This is a genomic window from Mesorhizobium sp. WSM4904, from assembly GCF_029674545.1.
Lineage (GTDB): Bacteria > Pseudomonadota > Alphaproteobacteria > Rhizobiales > Rhizobiaceae > Mesorhizobium.
In genome coordinates this window covers 2,491,405-2,507,473 of sequence record NZ_CP121354.1, presented here as the reverse complement: position 1 = coordinate 2,507,473, position 16,069 = coordinate 2,491,405, and the positions used below count along the sequence as shown (strand labels likewise).

General features: G+C 65.2%; 16 protein-coding genes and 1 pseudogene. 15 read left to right on the top strand and 2 right to left on the bottom strand.

Annotated features, from left to right (window positions below):
• The first annotated feature begins 2 nt into the window (after window positions 1-2).
• The 15 genes from QAZ47_RS11955 to QAZ47_RS11885 all read left to right on the top strand — a co-directional run bounded on the left by QAZ47_RS11955 (window position 3) and on the right by QAZ47_RS11885 (window position 14,147).
• Window positions 3-629: a hypothetical protein gene (locus QAZ47_RS11955; RefSeq protein WP_278233370.1), complete on the top strand. Its 627-nt coding sequence runs from the start codon at window positions 3-5 to the stop codon at window positions 627-629.
• Entirely contained in the window at window positions 626-2,062 is a 1,437-nt protein-coding gene (locus tag QAZ47_RS11950) for a MotB family protein (RefSeq protein WP_278233369.1), read from the top strand. The genes QAZ47_RS11955 and QAZ47_RS11950 overlap by 4 nt, the downstream gene beginning before the upstream one ends.
• A complete protein-coding gene (locus QAZ47_RS11945; RefSeq protein WP_278233368.1) occupies window positions 2,059-3,498 on the top strand; it encodes a chemotaxis protein MotC in 1,440 nt (479 codons plus the stop codon). Before QAZ47_RS11950 ends, QAZ47_RS11945 begins: the two co-directional genes overlap by 4 nt.
• Window positions 3,495-4,871, top strand: a complete 1,377-nt coding sequence (locus QAZ47_RS11940) for a flagellar hook-length control protein FliK (protein ID WP_278233367.1) — start codon at window positions 3,495-3,497, stop codon at window positions 4,869-4,871. The genes QAZ47_RS11945 and QAZ47_RS11940 overlap by 4 nt, the downstream gene beginning before the upstream one ends.
• Window positions 4,801-5,397 carry a transglycosylase SLT domain-containing protein gene (locus QAZ47_RS11935; protein WP_278233366.1) on the top strand — a complete coding sequence of 199 codons (597 nt, stop codon included), beginning with the start codon at window positions 4,801-4,803 and terminating at the stop codon, window positions 5,395-5,397. Before QAZ47_RS11940 ends, QAZ47_RS11935 begins: the two co-directional genes overlap by 71 nt.
• A 210-nt stretch (window positions 5,398-5,607) precedes the next feature.
• Window positions 5,608-6,276: a response regulator transcription factor gene (locus QAZ47_RS11930; protein WP_278233365.1), complete on the top strand. Its 669-nt coding sequence runs from the start codon at window positions 5,608-5,610 to the stop codon at window positions 6,274-6,276.
• A gap of 91 nt (window positions 6,277-6,367) precedes the next feature.
• Window positions 6,368-7,624: a flagellar hook protein FlgE gene (locus tag QAZ47_RS11925; protein ID WP_278233364.1), complete on the top strand. Its 1,257-nt coding sequence runs from the start codon at window positions 6,368-6,370 to the stop codon at window positions 7,622-7,624.
• Window positions 7,625-7,655: 31 nt separating this feature from the next.
• On the top strand, window positions 7,656-9,107 hold the full coding sequence (flgK, locus tag QAZ47_RS11920) for a flagellar hook-associated protein FlgK (RefSeq protein ID WP_278233363.1): 1,452 nt from the start codon (window positions 7,656-7,658) through the stop codon (window positions 9,105-9,107).
• 3 nt (window positions 9,108-9,110) lie between these two features.
• Entirely contained in the window at window positions 9,111-10,160 is a 1,050-nt protein-coding gene (locus tag QAZ47_RS11915; RefSeq protein WP_278206932.1) for a flagellar hook-associated family protein, read from the top strand.
• Window positions 10,161-10,191: 31 nt separating this feature from the next.
• Entirely contained in the window at window positions 10,192-10,539 is a 348-nt protein-coding gene (gene flaF, locus QAZ47_RS11910; RefSeq protein ID WP_040969359.1) for a flagellar biosynthesis regulator FlaF, read from the top strand.
• Window positions 10,536-10,973: a flagellar biosynthesis repressor FlbT gene (flbT, locus tag QAZ47_RS11905; RefSeq protein ID WP_278074501.1), complete on the top strand. Its 438-nt coding sequence runs from the start codon at window positions 10,536-10,538 to the stop codon at window positions 10,971-10,973. The genes flaF and flbT overlap by 4 nt, the downstream gene beginning before the upstream one ends.
• Before the next feature lies 1 nt (window position 10,974).
• The gene (gene flgD, locus QAZ47_RS11900) at window positions 10,975-11,382 is read left to right on the top strand and encodes a flagellar hook assembly protein FlgD (protein WP_126098093.1); all 408 of its coding nucleotides are present in this window, start codon (window positions 10,975-10,977) and stop codon (window positions 11,380-11,382) included.
• A gap of 127 nt (window positions 11,383-11,509) precedes the next feature.
• Window positions 11,510-11,776: a flagellar biosynthesis protein FliQ gene (gene fliQ, locus QAZ47_RS11895; protein ID WP_027165133.1), complete on the top strand. Its 267-nt coding sequence runs from the start codon at window positions 11,510-11,512 to the stop codon at window positions 11,774-11,776.
• 197 nt (window positions 11,777-11,973) lie between these two features.
• Window positions 11,974-13,617, top strand: coding sequence for an MFS transporter (locus QAZ47_RS11890; protein WP_278233362.1), 1,644 nt, complete (start codon window positions 11,974-11,976; stop codon window positions 13,615-13,617).
• Between the two features lie 107 nt (window positions 13,618-13,724).
• Window positions 13,725-14,147: a GNAT family acetyltransferase gene (locus tag QAZ47_RS11885; RefSeq protein ID WP_278233361.1), complete on the top strand. Its 423-nt coding sequence runs from the start codon at window positions 13,725-13,727 to the stop codon at window positions 14,145-14,147.
• A gap of 139 nt (window positions 14,148-14,286) precedes the next feature.
• Here QAZ47_RS11885 and QAZ47_RS11880 read toward each other — a convergent pair.
• A pseudogene (locus tag QAZ47_RS11880) lies at window positions 14,287-14,655 on the bottom strand (cupin domain-containing protein).
• Between the two features lie 2 nt (window positions 14,656-14,657).
• A complete protein-coding gene (locus QAZ47_RS11875) occupies window positions 14,658-16,043 on the bottom strand; it encodes an FAD-binding oxidoreductase (RefSeq protein ID WP_278233360.1) in 1,386 nt (461 codons plus the stop codon).
• Window positions 16,044-16,069 lie beyond the last annotated feature (26 nt).

Genomic DNA, 16,069 nt, shown 5'->3' with positions numbered 1-16,069 from the left:
CCATGGCTTCTGGAGCCCTTTTCGATCTCCTGCCCGATTTCGGTTCGCGCGCCCCGCGTGCCGGCCAGGCGCCGGCGGCGCCTGACATCGAGCGCAAGCCGGAGGCATCTCCGCCGCAGGCCGATATTGGCGCCTTGATCGCCGAGGCGGTGGCAGATGCGGAGGCAGCGCTCGAGGCTCGCCTCGCGGCCGCCCATGAGGCGGCGCTCGAGGCCGAGCGCCTAGCCAACGACGATGCGGCGAAGGCGTTCCTGGAGAGTTTCGGCGGCGATCTCGGTGCGGCGGTCGCGACGCGCATCGACGCCATGGAGGCGCGCGTCGCCGAGCTCACCGCCGCCACCATCGCCCGCATCATGGGTGGCATCGTCAGCGACGACCTGCAAAAGCGTTCGCTCGACGCCCTTGCCCGCACCATCAGCGCCGCGGTCGCCGACAGCGAGGCCGTGCGGATTGGCGTGAGTGGGCCGCTGTCGCTGTTCGAGCCTCTGAAGGCAGCGCTTGGGGACCGCGCGGCCAATCTCGATTTCGCCGAAGCCCCGGGCTTCGACCTGACCGTGACCATCGATGACACCGTGTTCGAGACGCGCATCGCCGAATGGTCGGCTTGCCTGTCGGAGGTCCTGACATGAGCGCCATCGACCACGGCGAGGCCAGGCACGAGATAATCATCGTCAAGCGCAATCACGACGGTCATGACGAGGGCCATCATGGCGGCGTCTGGAAGATCGCCTTCGCCGATTTCATGACCGCGATGATGTGCTTCTTCCTCGTCATGTGGCTGATCAACGCCGCCAACGAGCAGACCAAGGCCGCGGTCGCCAGCTACTTCAATCCGGTCGAGCTGATCGACCGCAACTCCAGCCGCAAGGGCCTGGAAGATCTCGGCGACGGCCCGAGCAAGGTCGGGCTGACCGCCGACAACCCGCAGGACGGCGCCAGCAAGGCCGGCGAGAACGGCAAGGGCGGCGCCGGCTCTTCCGACCGGCGGCAGACCAAGGAGGCCTCGCAGAAATCCGACCTTTCCGACGAGCATCTGTTTGCCGATCCCTACGCTGTGCTGTCCGAGATCGCCACCGATACCGGCGTGATGCAGAATGTCAGCGCCAAGGGGGAAGGCGGCGCCCAGAACGCCGGTCCGGCGACCGGTGCTTCCGGCGGCGAATCCTATCGCGATCCCTTCGCGCCGGATTTCTGGTCGCAGCAGGTGGCGACCCCTGGCGCCGAAGCCAGCGCCGAACGCAGAAAGATCGAAGGCGATCCGGCCAAACCCGGCGAAAATGTCGCCGAAACCGAAGTGCCGAAGGTCAAGGCCGTTCCGCCTGCGCCGCCGCGGTTGGATGCGCCGCTCGAGCCGCTGGCGACGCCGGAAAAACCCGGTGCCAAGGTGGCAACCGGATCGGGCGACACGAAAGTCGGGAAAGCCGACGGCAAGGAGAACAAGGCCGAGAACGCCCAGCCTGAAAAGGCGGAAGCTGAAAGGTCGGAAGCCGCAAAAGCCGAGACGGCTGCCGCGAAGCCGGGGACCGCGAAGGCCGAAGCGGCAGAGGCGGAGACGAAGGCCGAGGCGACGCAGGAAGGCGAGAAGGCCCCGAGCAGCGCCGCCCTCAAGGCCGCGGCCGAAATCAAGCAGGAGCTGGCCAAGGCCTTCGCGCCGGGTGAAAAGCTGGCGCAGGGCGTCTCCGTCGAGGCCACCGACAAAGGCGTCGTCATTTCGATCACCGATCAACTCGATTTCGGCATGTTCGAGATCGGCTCGGCCGTGCCGCGCCGCGAGCTGGTGCTGGCGATGGAGAAGATCGGCCGCATCGTCAACGAGAAGAAGGGCACCATCACCATCGGCGGCCATACCGACGCGCGGCCGTTCCGCAGCGACACCTACGACAACTGGCGGCTGTCCACCGCCCGCGCCCACTCCGCCTATTACATGCTGGTGCGCGGTGGCGTCGACGAAAGCCGCATCACCGAGGTCGCCGGCTTCGCCGACCGCCAGCCCAAGATCCCGTCCGATCCGCTGGCCGCCGCGAACCGTCGCATCGAAATCCTGATGGCGACCGGCGGATGAGAGGCGGGACCGTCATCGGCCGGGCCGTCGGACTGCTGCTCGCCGCGGGATTGCCGGCGGCGGCTTTCGCCCAGGATGACGGCTTGCAGCCTTACCAGCTGGTGCGTTCGCTGCAGCTGATCCAGGACCGCATCGCCGGCGGCGATCATGCGGCGATGCCGATGCAGGCCAAGCTCCTCGAAATGACCGATGCCAGGCTTCGCGCCGCCGATGCCGAGGATTTCAAGGATCCGAAGAATTTCCGCGCTCTGCTCGTCTACGGCATGAGCGGCGGCAACCCCGTAACCGTCGCGGCGGCGGCTTCGCGCGCGACGACCGACCCGCAGAGCCTTGCAATAGCCAAGGGGATCGTCGCCTACCTGAACGGCCGGCCGGCCGCCGCGATCGAAATCCTGAAGCCCATCGATCCGATGAGCGTGCCCCCAGACCTCGGCGCTTTCCTGGCGCTGGTCAAAGGTTCGCTGCTTGCTACCGATGAACCAGCTGCAGCGCTGACCTTGCTGGACGAGGCCCGCCTGCTCAGCCCCGGCACCCTGGTCGAGGAAGCGGCGCTTCGCCGCTCGGTCGGCCTCGCCGTGGCGCAGGGCGACGCCGCGCGCTTCGCGCTCGCCTCGACGCAGTATGTCGCGGGCTATCTCTATTCCCCCTATGCCAGCCAGTTCGCCGATTCCTTCGTCTCCGGCATCATTCAACTGCATATGTCGATCAGCCAGGACAAGCTAGCCGACATAACCTCGATGATGGACCCCGAGCGCGAGAAGGTGATCTATCTGCGCATCGCCCGCCGCGCCGCGATCGACGGGCTGAGTGACCTCTCCGCCTTCGCCTCGGCCCGGGCTGAGCAAGGCCGCAGCGGCAAAGGCAACCAGGACGACCCGCGCGCCGTGCTCTATTCGAGCCTCTCCACGGTGACGTCGGCGACGATCGACGACGTGCGGACCAGGCTCGACAAGATCGATCGCGGCAAGCTCTCGGAGAGCGACCGCGCCTTGCTCGATGCGGCGCAAGCCGTCGCCGGCGAGGTTGTTGCCCCCGTGCCGGCGGCCAGCAAGGATGAGACCAAGGCCGCGGAACCAGCGAAGATCGATACGGCGAAACCCGCCGCTGAAGCCGAGCCTGTGAGCCAGGCCGACGCCGAAGCCTTGCCGCCGGTGGAGGGTGCTGCGTCCGAGCAGCCGGCTGTCGCGGCCGCTGCCAAGCCGGCGGACTCGCCGGCTGCTGCTCCCGCCCCGCCAGCTCCACCGCCGACGGCTGAGGCCACAGCCCAGGCGGCGGCTTCAGCCCCAACGCACCCCGAAACGCCCCCTGTGCTGCCCGCGTCCGCGCCGACCGCCGCGGCAGGCCTTGATCCGCACGATCCCACCGACGCCGCGATGCTCAACGCGCGCCGCCAACTCGACCAGATTGACCAATTGCTCGGAGCCGCTCCCAAATGACCAGCGCCCAGATGACCAGTCAGGCCTCGCCGGGATTCGGCCCCGCCCACGCCAAGCCGCATCGGCAGGCTGTCGACGGCAAGGAAAAAGGCTCGAACTTCGGCGAGATGGTGCATGGCGCCGAAAAGTCGGCCCAGCGCGGCAAGCCGTCGGCAGAGCCTGCGTCCTCCGACACGCATCCGGCGCGTCGCACTATCGCCGGCTCGCCCCAGGCACAGCCCGATCAGGGCGGGCAGAGCAAGACAGTCGCGACAAAGCCGGTGACCGGCAAAGCCGCCAAGAACAACGCGGACACCAGCCACAAGAACACAGCGGACGATGCCAGTGCCGCGGCGCAGTCGTCCGATGCCGCTCAGCCCGAGAATGGCTTGCCCTTGCTGATGGCGCTGGGCGACATGCGCCATTTCGCAACGTCGACAAATGCCGATCGCGGCGGATCCGCCGCCGAGGCAGAGGCCCAGCCCTCCATCGGCCAGTCCGCCGCTTCGCAGCTGGCGATCCGTCAGGGCAGACCCACATTGGCCGACGCTTCAGACACCTCCGAACCGTTGCCGCAATCCGGTCGGGCAACGATGGTGGACAAACCCGGACCGGGCTTCGGACAAAAGCCGGCCGGCGCCGGGGCGGCCGCGTTGGTTCCCAGGGACGATACCCGGCCCGGAGCACCCGGAACCGAAACCGACGCCGCGACGCCGCAAGGCTGGCGACCGACGGTCGCCCAGAGGACAGCGCAGACGGCGCAGTCCACAGCGTCGATCAATCAGGCCAAGCCGTCCTCCGCCGCCGGGCGCATGGATGTCGTCAGCCAGCAGAGTTTCCCGGCGCCGCCGCAAAATCCCGTCAGCCAGACGGCATCGGCGCTGGTTGAGGCGATCGCTTCGGACAACGGCGTCCAGCAAGCCTTCTCGAGCGCCTCGATCGCCGCTCAAACGGCCACTTCTGTTGCCGTTCCGACACATGTCCTCAAGATCGAGCTCCACCCTTCGGAGCTCGGCATGGTGACTGCGAGCCTGCGGCTTTCCGGCGAGCAACTTTCGATTGAGATGAAACCGGAAACCCATGAGGCGTACCGCCGTCTGACCGCCGACAGCGACGCCATCGTCAAGTCGCTCCGCGGTCTTGGTTTCGACGTCGACCATGTCACCATCCTGCAACCCTCGATAGCAGTTCATTCGGCCAGCCGCGCCGATGCAAACGCCCCTCTGCCGATGTCGACAGGCCGCGACCAGCCTTCGTTCCAACCGGGGAATTCGGGCGGCAACAGCGCCGGCGGAGACCAGCAACCGGGAAGGAACGACGGCAATGACGCACAGGAATTCAGCCGCGCTGCTTCGCCTCTTCGCGAAGGCGCTGGCGACGATATCTATATCTAGCCTGGCCGCCGCCGGCGCGGCTGGCGCCGTCTCCAATCCTTGCGAGCCGGAGATCCTGCGCGCCGCCGACCGTTACGGCGTGCCGGCGGGAATCCTCTATGCGGTCGGCCTTACCGAAACGGGGAAGAAGGGCACCCTCCAACCCAACGCATTGAATATAGAAGGAAAAGCTGTTTTCCCGCGTAGCCGTGACGAGGCGCTGGCGACATTCGAGAATGCCTACCGCGAGGGCAAGACGCTGATCGACCTCGGCTGCATGCAGATCAATCATCGCTATCACGGCGATCATTTCCGCAGCGTCGAGGACATGCTCGACCCGCACCAGAATGTCGACTACGCGGCGCGCTTCCTGGCAAGCCTGCATGCCCGCCATATGACCTGGTCGATGGCCGTCGCCCGTTATCATGCCGGCCCCGACAACGACCCGGCGCAAAAGATCTATGTCTGCCGCGTCATTGCCAACATGGTCGCCACCGGCTTCGGCAAATGGACGCCTGACGCCAGCGCCTTCTGCAATCAGAAGTAGCGCAGCCGTCCGCCCCTTTCCGGCGTGTTTCCCATGCCCGATATCGGCTGCGCGTTGCCTTCGCCGATGCGCCTTTGCAACCGCCTTTATTACGGCTCCCAAAAAAACTCCCAAGAAAATAGCTACAAGAAATGACGGTTTTTCAGGATTCGCCGAGCCGGGTACCGCTTTCCGCACGGGGCAGATGAGCTGATTCGGAGGGGTGGTCCGATGATCGTGATCGTTGATGAGCGCGAGCTCGTAACTGAGGGCTATAGCTCACTTTTCGATCGCGAGGGCGTTGCGACAGCGGGCTTCGCGCCGGGCGAGTTCGGCGAGTGGGTGAGTTCCGCCGCCGACACCGATCTCAGATCCGTCAGGGCCTTCCTCATCGGCGATTGCCGCGAGGGCGCCATCTCGCCGCGTCAGATCCGCGACCGCACCGGCGCGCCGGTGATCGCGCTCAGCGAGCAGCATTCGCTGGAACACACGCTGCGGCTTTTCGAGAGCGGCGTCGACGACGTCGTCCGCAAGCCGGTGCACATCCGCGAGATTCTCGCCCGCATCACCGCCATCCGCCGCCGCGCGCACGAAGAGACCGCCTACACCGAAGTCGGCTCGATGCGCATCTTCATGGACGGACGCGATCCGGAGATCGACGGCGAGCCGCTACCGCTGCCGCGTCGCGAGCGGCGCATCCTGGAATATCTGGCCAGCAACCGCGGCCGGCGCGTGACCAAGACGCAGGTGTTCAACGCCATCTACGGCATCTTCGACGAGGAGGTCGAGGAGAACGTGGTGGAGAGCCACATCTCGAAGCTGCGCAAGAAACTGCGCGAGAAGCTTGGCCATGACCCGATCGATTCCAAGAGGTTCCTCGGCTACCGGCTGGTGTTCTGATGGCCGCCGCCGCGACGTCCCGCGCCAGCCTCGCGCAAGACACGGGGCTTAGTTTTGTGGCCTCTCAGAAGGGCACCGAGGAGATGTATCGATGAGCCTCTATGGAATGATGCGGACCGGCGTCTCCGGTATGAACGCGCAGGCCAACCGCTTGTCCACGGTGGCCGACAACATCGCGAACTCCGACACCACCGGCTACAAGCGTTCCTCCGCCGAGTTCTCGACGCTCATCATGCCGAGCACGGGCGGCGCCTACAATTCGGGCGGCGTCACGACGACCATCCGTTCCGCCGTCAGCTCGCAGGGCGTCTTGCAATACACCACCTCGGTATCGGACCTCGCCGTCAACGGCGACGGCTTCTTCGTCGTGCAGGACCCGAGCGGCACCCCTTACCTCACCCGCGCCGGCGCCTTCGTTCCGGACGCCCAGGGTCGGCTGGTCAATGCCGCCGGCTACCAGCTGATGGCTTACAGCTACGCCAACGGCGATCCGGCCGCGACCGCGAACGGCTTCGAGGGCCTGGTGCCGGTGCAGATCTCCGATCAGGAGATGACGGCGACGCCGAGCACGGAAGGCAATTTCACCGGCAACCTGCCGGCGGGCGCGACGCCGGTCGCAGCGGGCAGCCTGCCCTCCACCAACAGCGCGACCGCCGAATACACCTCGAAGTCTTCGCTGGTCGCCTATGACAATCTCGGCAACAAGGTGCTGCTCGACGTCTATTTCACCAACACCGGTTCGGGCACCTGGCAGGTCTCGGTCTTCGACCAGTCGAAGGCGACCCCCGGCACATCCTTCCCTTATACGGGCGGCGCGCTGGGTACGGCCAATCTCACCTTCGACACCACCACAGGCAAGCTGACCGGCGCGACCACGGGCATCTCCTTTGCCGTGCCGAACGGCTCGACCCTCAACCTCGATCTCTCCAAGCTGACCCAGCTCGGCACCGGTTTCACGGTCTCCGACGCCAAGGTCAACGGCAATCCGCCGAGCACGATCGAGAAAATCCAGATCAGCCAGGACGGCGTCATCTACGCGCAGTACCAGGACGGCACTACCAAGCCGCTCTACAAGATACCGCTGGCCGACGTTCAGAGCCCCGACAACCTCACTGCGATGCCGGGCAACGTCTATGTGCAGAGCGCCGACTCCGGCGCCGTTCGCATCGGCTTTGCCAATGAAGGAAAACTCGGTTCGGTCGTTTCCGGCGCGCTCGAAAATTCCAACGTCGACATCGCCGAGGAACTGACCAACATGATCGCGGCGCAGCGCAGCTACACCGCCAATTCGAAAGTCTTCCAGACCGGTTCCGACCTCATGGACGTCCTCGTCAACCTGAAGAGATAACCCATCGGGCGCCAGCCCGTGAAAGACCCGCATGTCCCTTTCTACCGCATTAAGCATCGCCCAGTCGGCGCTCCTGGCCACATCCAAGCAAACCAGCGTCGTGTCGCGCAACGTAGCCGACGCATCCAACCCGGATTATGCCCGTCGCGTCGCCGTCGTCACCAGCACGGCGCCCGGCGCGCGATCGGTGGAGATACAGCGCGCCGCGAACGACCTTCTGTTCCGGCAGAACCTTTCCGCGCTGTCGGCATGGAGCGGCCAGAGCGCGCTCTACAGCGGCATGGATCAGCTCGACCTCTCGGTCAACGGCGTCGATAACGCATCGTCCCCGTCGACCGCGATCGCCAACCTGCAGCAGCAGCTGCAGCTCTACGCCACGACGCCGTCGAACCAGACCCTCGCCACCAGCGTCATCGATGCCGCCAAGCAGGTGGTGAATTCGCTCAATGGCGGCACCACGGCGATCCAGGACTTCCGCACCCAGACCGATGGCCAGATCGCCACCGCGGTCGACGACCTCAACTCGCTGCTCAGCCAATTCCAGGACGCCAACAAGGCCGTCATCTCGGGCACGCGCTCGGGCACGGATGTGTCCGACGCGCTCGATCAGCGCGACGCGCTTCTGAAGAAGATCGCCGAATATGTCCCCGTCTCGACCTTCACGCGCGGCGACAACGACATGGTCATCACCACCAAGGACGGCACGACGCTGTTCGAGACGGTGCCGCGGTCGGTGACCTTCACGCCTTCGGCCGGCTACACCGCCGGCACGCCCGGCAACACGATCTACATCGACAATGTGCCGCTTTCGGCAGGCACCGGCGACAGCGCCACCGCCGACGGCAAGCTTGCCGGCATGCTGAAGCTGCGCGACGACGTCGCCGCGACCATGCAGGCCCAGCTCGACGAGATCGCGCGTGGCCTGATCACGGCCTTTGCCGAGACGGCACCCTCTCAGCCCAACGCGACGGGCCTGTTCACCTGGTCCGGCGCCCCGGCCATTCCCGCCGCCGGCACCCTGGTCAACGGTCTGGCCGGCTCGATCAGCGTCAATGCCGCGTTTGATCCGAGCGCCGGCGGCAACCCGTCGCTGCTGCGCGATGGCGGCGCCAACGGCGCGGCCTATATTTCGAACACCGGCGGCGCTTCCTACTCGGACCTTTTGATTGCCTACGGCAACCGGCTCGATCAGCCGATGGCCTTCGACACGTCGGCCGGCATCACCGTCAGCTCCAGCGTCTCGGACTATGCCGCCAACGCCATCGGCTGGTTCGAAGGCGTGCGCCAGCAGGCGTCGACCAATGCCGACGCCAAGGAGGCGCTGGCCACGCGTACCGCCGAAGCGCTGTCGAACGATACCGGCGTCAATGTCGATCAGGAAATGTCGCTGCTTCTCGACCTCGAGCATACCTATCAGGCGTCCGCGCGCATGATGAAGACCGTCAGCGACATGCTGGACTCCCTCTTGAGCGCGGTGGGATAATCCATGAAAGCCACGGCCGTTTCCTCAGCCGCGATCTCCAACGCCCTGCGCTATCAGCAGATGCGCATGCAGGCCGACCTCGTCAAAGCGACGAAGGAATCCCAGACAGGCCAGGTCGCGGATGTCGGTCTGGCGCTTGGCGGCCGCACGACCCAGGCCGTCACCTTCCAGCGCGACCTCGACCGGCTGAACGGTATCGTCGATTCCAACGCGCTGGTCGGCGCCCGGCTGACATCGACCCAGGACTCGCTCGGCCAGCTCTCCGATGTCGCGCAGAACTTCCTGTCCGCGCTGACCACGGGCGTGTCGGGCGACTCCTCGACCAGCGTGCTGCGGACTGCCGGCACCTCGGCGCTGCAGCAGATGACGGGCATTCTCAACACCAGCGTCAACGGCGAGTATCTGTTTGCCGGCACGAACACCGACGTCAAGCCGATCGACGATTTCAGCGCCGCCGGCTCGCCCGCCAAGGCAGCGTTCGACGCGGCCTTCACCAGTTATTTCGGCTTCACCCAGAGCGACCCGGCAGCCGCCAACATCACTGCGGCCCAGATGGACGACTTCATCACCACTCAGGTCGAGCCGCAGTTCCTGGGTTCCGGCTGGCAGGCCAACTGGTCGAGCGCCACCGACGACCAGATCACCAGCCGCATTTCGCTGAACGAGACCACGCAGACCTCCGTCAGCGCCAACGAACAGGGCATCCGCAAGCTCGCCATGGCGGCCGCCATGGTCAGCACGCTCGTTACCGGCAACATCAGCGAAGCCGCTCGGAACACGATCATCACCCGTGCGCAGGGGCTGGTCGGCGAAGCCATCGGCGGCCTAGTCCAGGTCCGCTCCGACGTCGGCCTTGCCCAGAAGCGCGTGTCCGATGCGAGCGACCGCATGAAGACCCAGGTCGATCTCTTCGAGAAGCATATCGTCGACCTCGAGGGCGTCGACCCCGCGGAGGCCGCCACCCGAGTGGCCGATCTGACCCAGCATATCGAAACGTCCTTCGCCTTGACCGCGCGCCTGCAGCAGCTCAGCCTGCTGAACTACCTTACCTGAACACATAAACCGGAACGGCAGAGCTTCGACGATGTATCAATTCTCCTACGCCGACATCCAGACCGACTCCGTCGCCGACGCCAAGGATCGGGAGCGGCAGCTGCTCACCCGTTCGATCGACATGCTGTCCGCGGCGGCCGCCGTCGGGCCGGAGTCTATGGAAGCGGTCGAGGCGCTGCACTTCACCAACCGCATCTGGACCACCTTCGTCGAGGATCTCGGCTCCAGCGACAATGCGCTGCCCAAGGAACTGCGGGCCAACCTGATCTCGATCGGCTTGTGGCTGTTGCGCGAAACGGAGGACATCCGGCAGGGCCGCGCCAACAATTTCGAAGGATTGATCGAGGTCTCCCAGATCATCAGAGATGGCATCCAATGACCAACACGCTGAAGATCTCGCTAAAGCCGAACGAGAAGATCTACATCAACGGCGCCGTCATCCGCGTCGACCGCAAGGTCACGATCGAGCTGATGAACGACGTCCAGTTCCTTCTGGAAAGCCACGTTATCCAGGCTGAGCAGGCCTCGACGCCGCTAAGGCAGCTCTACTTCATCGTGCAGATCATGCTGATCAATCCGTTGGGCGCCTCCGAGGCGCGCGACATGTTCCGCCGCTCGCTGCCGATGCTGATTGCAAGCTTCGACAATCAGGACATCTGCAACGCGCTGAAGCAGATCGACCGCATGGTCGGCGAGGATCACATCTACGATGCGCTGAAGGCGATCCGCGCGCTCTACCCGCTCGAGCGCCAGGCGCTTGGCGGCAATGACGACATTCCGGAAGCGCCGCGCGCGCTGGCTGTGGGAGCATAAGATGGCCGTGGATATGACAACGACGATCCCCGTTGGCGCCAACCAGGCCAGCCAGCAGACATCGAAGACCGCCGTCGACTACCAGTCGTTCCTGAAGCTTCTGATCGCCGAGATGAAGAACCAGGATCCGACCAAGCCGATGGATTCCACGCAATACGTCGCCCAGCTCGCGACCTTTTCGCAGGTCGAGCAATCAGTTCAGACCAACAGCAAGCTCGACCAGATCATGCAGTCCTCGGCGCTGTCGCAGGCCGACGCGCTGATCGGCCGCTCGATCACATCCGCCGACGGCAAGACCACGGGAACCGTGGCTTCGGTGAAGCTCGCCAGCAGCGGCCTGATCGCCGTGCTGCAGGACGGCACTGAAGTCCCCGTTGGCGCAGGTGTCTCGATCAAGCCGGCCGCCTGAAGCATGTCTCCCGAAAGTGAATCCGGGTTCGGGACGAAAGACATGCTCAAAATCAAGAAACCCAAGGCAGACCGCGTGAATCCTTTTTCACGCGATCTGCTTTGGCCGGTTCTATAAGGGTCTGCCCATGAACGAGGCCGACGCCCTCGATATCGTCCAATACGCGGTGTGGACCGTGCTCACCGCCTCCGCCCCCGTGGTGCTGGTGGCGATGGCGGTCGGCATCGGTATCGCGCTGATCCAGGCGCTGACACAGATCCAGGAAATCACGCTCACCTTCGTGCCCAAGATCGTCGCCATCATGCTGGTGGTGGCGCTTACCGGGCCGTTCATCGGCAGCCAGATCTCGGCCTTCACCAACGTCATCTTCGAGCGCATCGAGCACGGATTCTGACCAACGGCTGCGGGCAGCCTGCCCGGGCGAAGCAGCAAAAGTTTGGTCCAGACCGGCAAGATGCTTGGCTTAAAGCTTCACCGACGCATTTTCGCCTTTGCCTTACTGTTGTTGGACCGCGATCCTTTGGCGAGTCGTCGGCGCGGTCCTGGCGCGCGGCGAAATGCAACACGGCAGATGAAGGCGGGACAGCGGTAATGATCGACGACGAGCCGGAAAGCGAACGCGTTTCGGCGCTGGCGCCGTTCCGGCACGGCATCTTCCGTGCCGTCTGGTCGGCAAGCCTGGTGTCGAATTTCGGCGGCCTGATCCAGGGCGTGGGCGCCGCCTGGATGATGACCACCATCGCCACTTCTTCCTACCAGGTGGCGCTGGTCCAGGCCTCGACCACCTTGCCGATCATGCTGTTCGCGCTCATTGCCGGCGCCATCGCCGACAGCTTCAACCGCCGCAAGGTCATGCTGGTGGCCCAGACCTTCATGCTGGTCGCCTCGGCGCTGCTCACGGTGTTCACCTGGTTCGGGTGGATGACGCCGTGGACGCTGCTGGCCTTCACATTCCTGATCGACAGCGGAACGGCGCTGAACAGCCCGTCATGGCAGGCCTCGGTCGGCGACATGGTGCCGCGCGCCAAGGTGCCGGCGGCGATCGCGCTCAACTCGATGGGCTTCAACATCACACGCAGCGTTGGCCCTGCGATCGGCGGCATCATCGTCGCTGCCGCGGGCGCGGCGGCGGCCTTCGCCGCCAACGCCGTCAGCTATATCGGCCTGATCGTCGTACTGTTCCGCTGGAGGCCGGAGGTGCCGGCGCCGACCCTGCCGCGCGAGGCGCTCGGCGCAGCGATGGGCGCCGGCCTGCGCTATGTCGCCATGTCGCCCAATATCGCCAAGGTGCTGGTTCGGGGTTTCGCCTTCGGCTTCAGCGCCGGCGCGGTGCTGGCGCTCCTGCCGCTGGTGGCGCGCGACGTCGTCAAGGGCGACGCGCTGACCTACGGCATCATGCTCGGCGCCTTCGGCATCGGCGCGGTCGGCGGCGCGCTGATCAGCGTGCGGCTGCGGCAATTGCTGTCCAGCGAGACGATGGTGCGCGCCGCCTTCGCCGGTTTCGCGCTTTGTGCCTTCAATGCCGCCGTCAGCCACAATGCCTGGCAGGCGTCGGCCGGCCTGCTCGTCGGCGGCGCCTGCTGGGTGATCGCGCTCTCGCATTTCAACGTCACGGTGCAGATGTCGACGCCGCGCTGGGTGGTCGGCCGCGTGCTGTCGATCTACCAGACGGCGACGTTCGGCGGCATCGCGCTGGGCAGCTGGATCTGGGGCGTCGTCGCCGACGCCCACGGCGCGGAGACCGCCTTGATGGTCGCGGCGGTCGCGATGCTGGCGGGCGGCGCCATCGGCTTCATCCTGCCGCTGCCGCAGCAGACCGCTCTCAATCTCGATCCGCTCAACCGGTTCAAGGAGCCGATGCTGGCGCTCGATTTGAAGCCGCGCAGCGGCCCGATCGCCATCATGATCGAATACATCATCCGCGAAGAGGACGTTCCGGAATTCCTCGCCACCATGGCCGAGCGCGGCCGCATCCGCCGCCGCGACGGCGCCCGCAACTGGACGCTCGCCCGCGATCTCGAAAATCCCGGCATCTGGATCGAGCACTACCACACGCCGACCTGGGTCGAGTACATCCGCCACAACAGGCGCGCTACCCATGCCGACGCCGTGGTTGGCGAGCGCATCCGCGCGCTGCACAGCGGCGAGAACCCGCCGCGCGTGCGCCGCATGATCGAACGCCCGACGACGGCGGGCACGGCCCTTGTGTCACCCAAGGGGCCGATCGAGCACTAGGCCACCTGCCCTGGACGCAGGCTGGTGTCCGTAGGGACAACTTCCAATGGCACCCACTTTAGGTAATGTTCCGGTTCAATTCGTCGAACGCCGGCTGGATAGACTGTATGATCTCGATTGTTGAATATGCCGACCGTTACTTTGACGGCGTTGATGCGCTGTGGCGGAACGCATTCCCCAACGATCCCCCTTGGAACGCAGCCCACATTTCAATCCCTGAGAAGGTGAGGTATCAGCCGAATCTGCTTTTGGTGGCGATTGGGGCAGATCAGGTCGTCGGATCGATCATGGCCGGGTATGACGGCCACCGAGGATGGATATCGCGGATCGCCGTCCTGCAATCCCATCGTCGAAACGGAATCGGCGAAGCTCTAATCCATGAAGCCGAACGGCGGCTCGCCGACCTTGGCTGTGTAAAGATCAACCTCCAAGTTGTCGCTTCCAATTCGACGGTCCTTGGCTTCTACCGAAAGTGCGGATATGAGCTCGAGGAGCGCGTGAGCATGAGCAAGCTGCTGCCCAGGGTTTGAATGCTCCCCATCGATTGCTTTCTATGCACCTTACTTCTGCAGAACAGGCGCGGCCTTCTCGCTGAAAGGCCTGATCGGATCGTCAGCGTAGAAAGGTTCTTGGTATGTCCGTCCGAACTCACCCCAAAGCGCATGTGGGTTAGCCGGCGCTTTGGATCATGTAGAGCTTGCGCGTCGTCTCATGGATCAGCCATTCGCCTTTCCATCCCTGCGGCAGGACGAGCAGATCTCCCGGCCCGAGCTCGCGCATCTTGCCGTCGGCGCGGCTCACTTCGGCTCAGCCGGAGATGATGTGGCAGATTTCCGACGAGCCTGAACGATCGGCTGTGAAGCGGCCGGGCGTGCATTCCCAGATGCCGATGTCGACGGTTCCGTCCGGCGATTGGAAGAAAGATCGCGCGGCCTCCACCTGGTCCCCTTCGACAGAGGTCGGCTTCGGTGAAAAGGCGCCGATGTCGGCCTTCGCGAGGTCGTGGAAAGTCGAAAGATCGATCAAATCGGGCTCCATGATCAGTGGCCTGTGACGCTATCCGCGAGAGCGGCCAGTTTCGAAGTGCGACTGAGTCCCGCCGCCTCGCGCTGGTCGGCGATACGATAGAGCTGGTACATCGAGTGGACACCCAGCCAACGGAACGGCTCCGGCTCCCAGGGCCGCACCTTGCGGTTGACCCAGGGCAGCCGCGTCAGCTCGGTGTCTTGGCCGAGGATCAGGTCGGCGAGCGTGCGCCCTGAGAGATTGGAGCTCGACACGCCGAGACCGACATAGCCGCCGGCCCAGCCGATGCGCGTCCTGGGGTCGAGGCCGACCGTCGTGCACCAGTCGCGCGGCACGCCGAGCACGCCGCACCAGGCGTGGTCGATGCGGCATCCGGCCGTCTGCGGCAACAGCGTGGTCAGGATCGTGTGCAACTGGTCGATCGTCGCCTGCTGCGTCTGCCCGTTGACGTCGGTGCGCGACCGATAGCGGTAAGGCACGCCGCGTCCGCCCATGGTGATGCGCCCCTCACGCGTACGCTGGGCGTAGCAATAGGCATGCGCCGCATTGCCGAGCAGCTCGTGCGCTTCCCAACCGATCTCGCGCCAGAGTTCCGGCGATAGGGGCTCGGTGACGATCTGCGCGCTGTTGAGCGCCAGCCAGGTCCGCTCTTCGCCAGGGATGCCCGCTGTGAATCCTTCCGTCGCGCGGATGATCGTTTCGGCACGCACCGTGCCACGGTCGGTGGTCACGCAGCCCTTGGCGATGGAGGTCACGGTGGTCTTCTCGTAGATCGGCGCGCCGAGCCGCTCGACCGCTTCCGCAAGCCCGCGCACCAGCTTGGCCGGCTGTACGCGCGCCTGGCCGTGGATAACGAAGCCGCCCATGACATTCTTGATGTTGATGCGCGCGCGTGTCGCCGCGGCGTCGAGCAGTTCGATGCGATCGGGGTCGGCGTCCCAGGAGCGGATCGTCTCGCATTCCTCGCGCACGCGTTCGCGCTGCGCCGGATTGGTGGCGACCGTCAGATTGTCGACGCGACGGATGTCGGCATCTATACCCTCCTCCGTGGCCACGCGGATCACTTCGTCCACACAGCCCGCCATCGCCTTCTGCATGGCCGTCACGCCTTGCCTGGTCGAGGTGTTGAGATATTTTTCGCGCGACCAGCCGAAGCCGCCCGACAACCAGCCGCCATTGCGGCCCGAGGCGCCGAAGCCGGCGAACTCGCGTTCGAGGAGCACGATGCGGAGCGAGGGTTTCGCCTTCTTCAGATAATAGGCGGTCCAAAGCCCTGTATAGCCGGCGCCGACGATCGCGACATCCGCTTCGATGTCGCCGGGCAAGGGCGGACGCGGCGCGGGAACCGCGCCCAGATCAGCATACCAGAACGAGATGTCGCCGTTGCGCTTGACTTGCATGGAATGATTTCCAGGGAGCGGTGAGA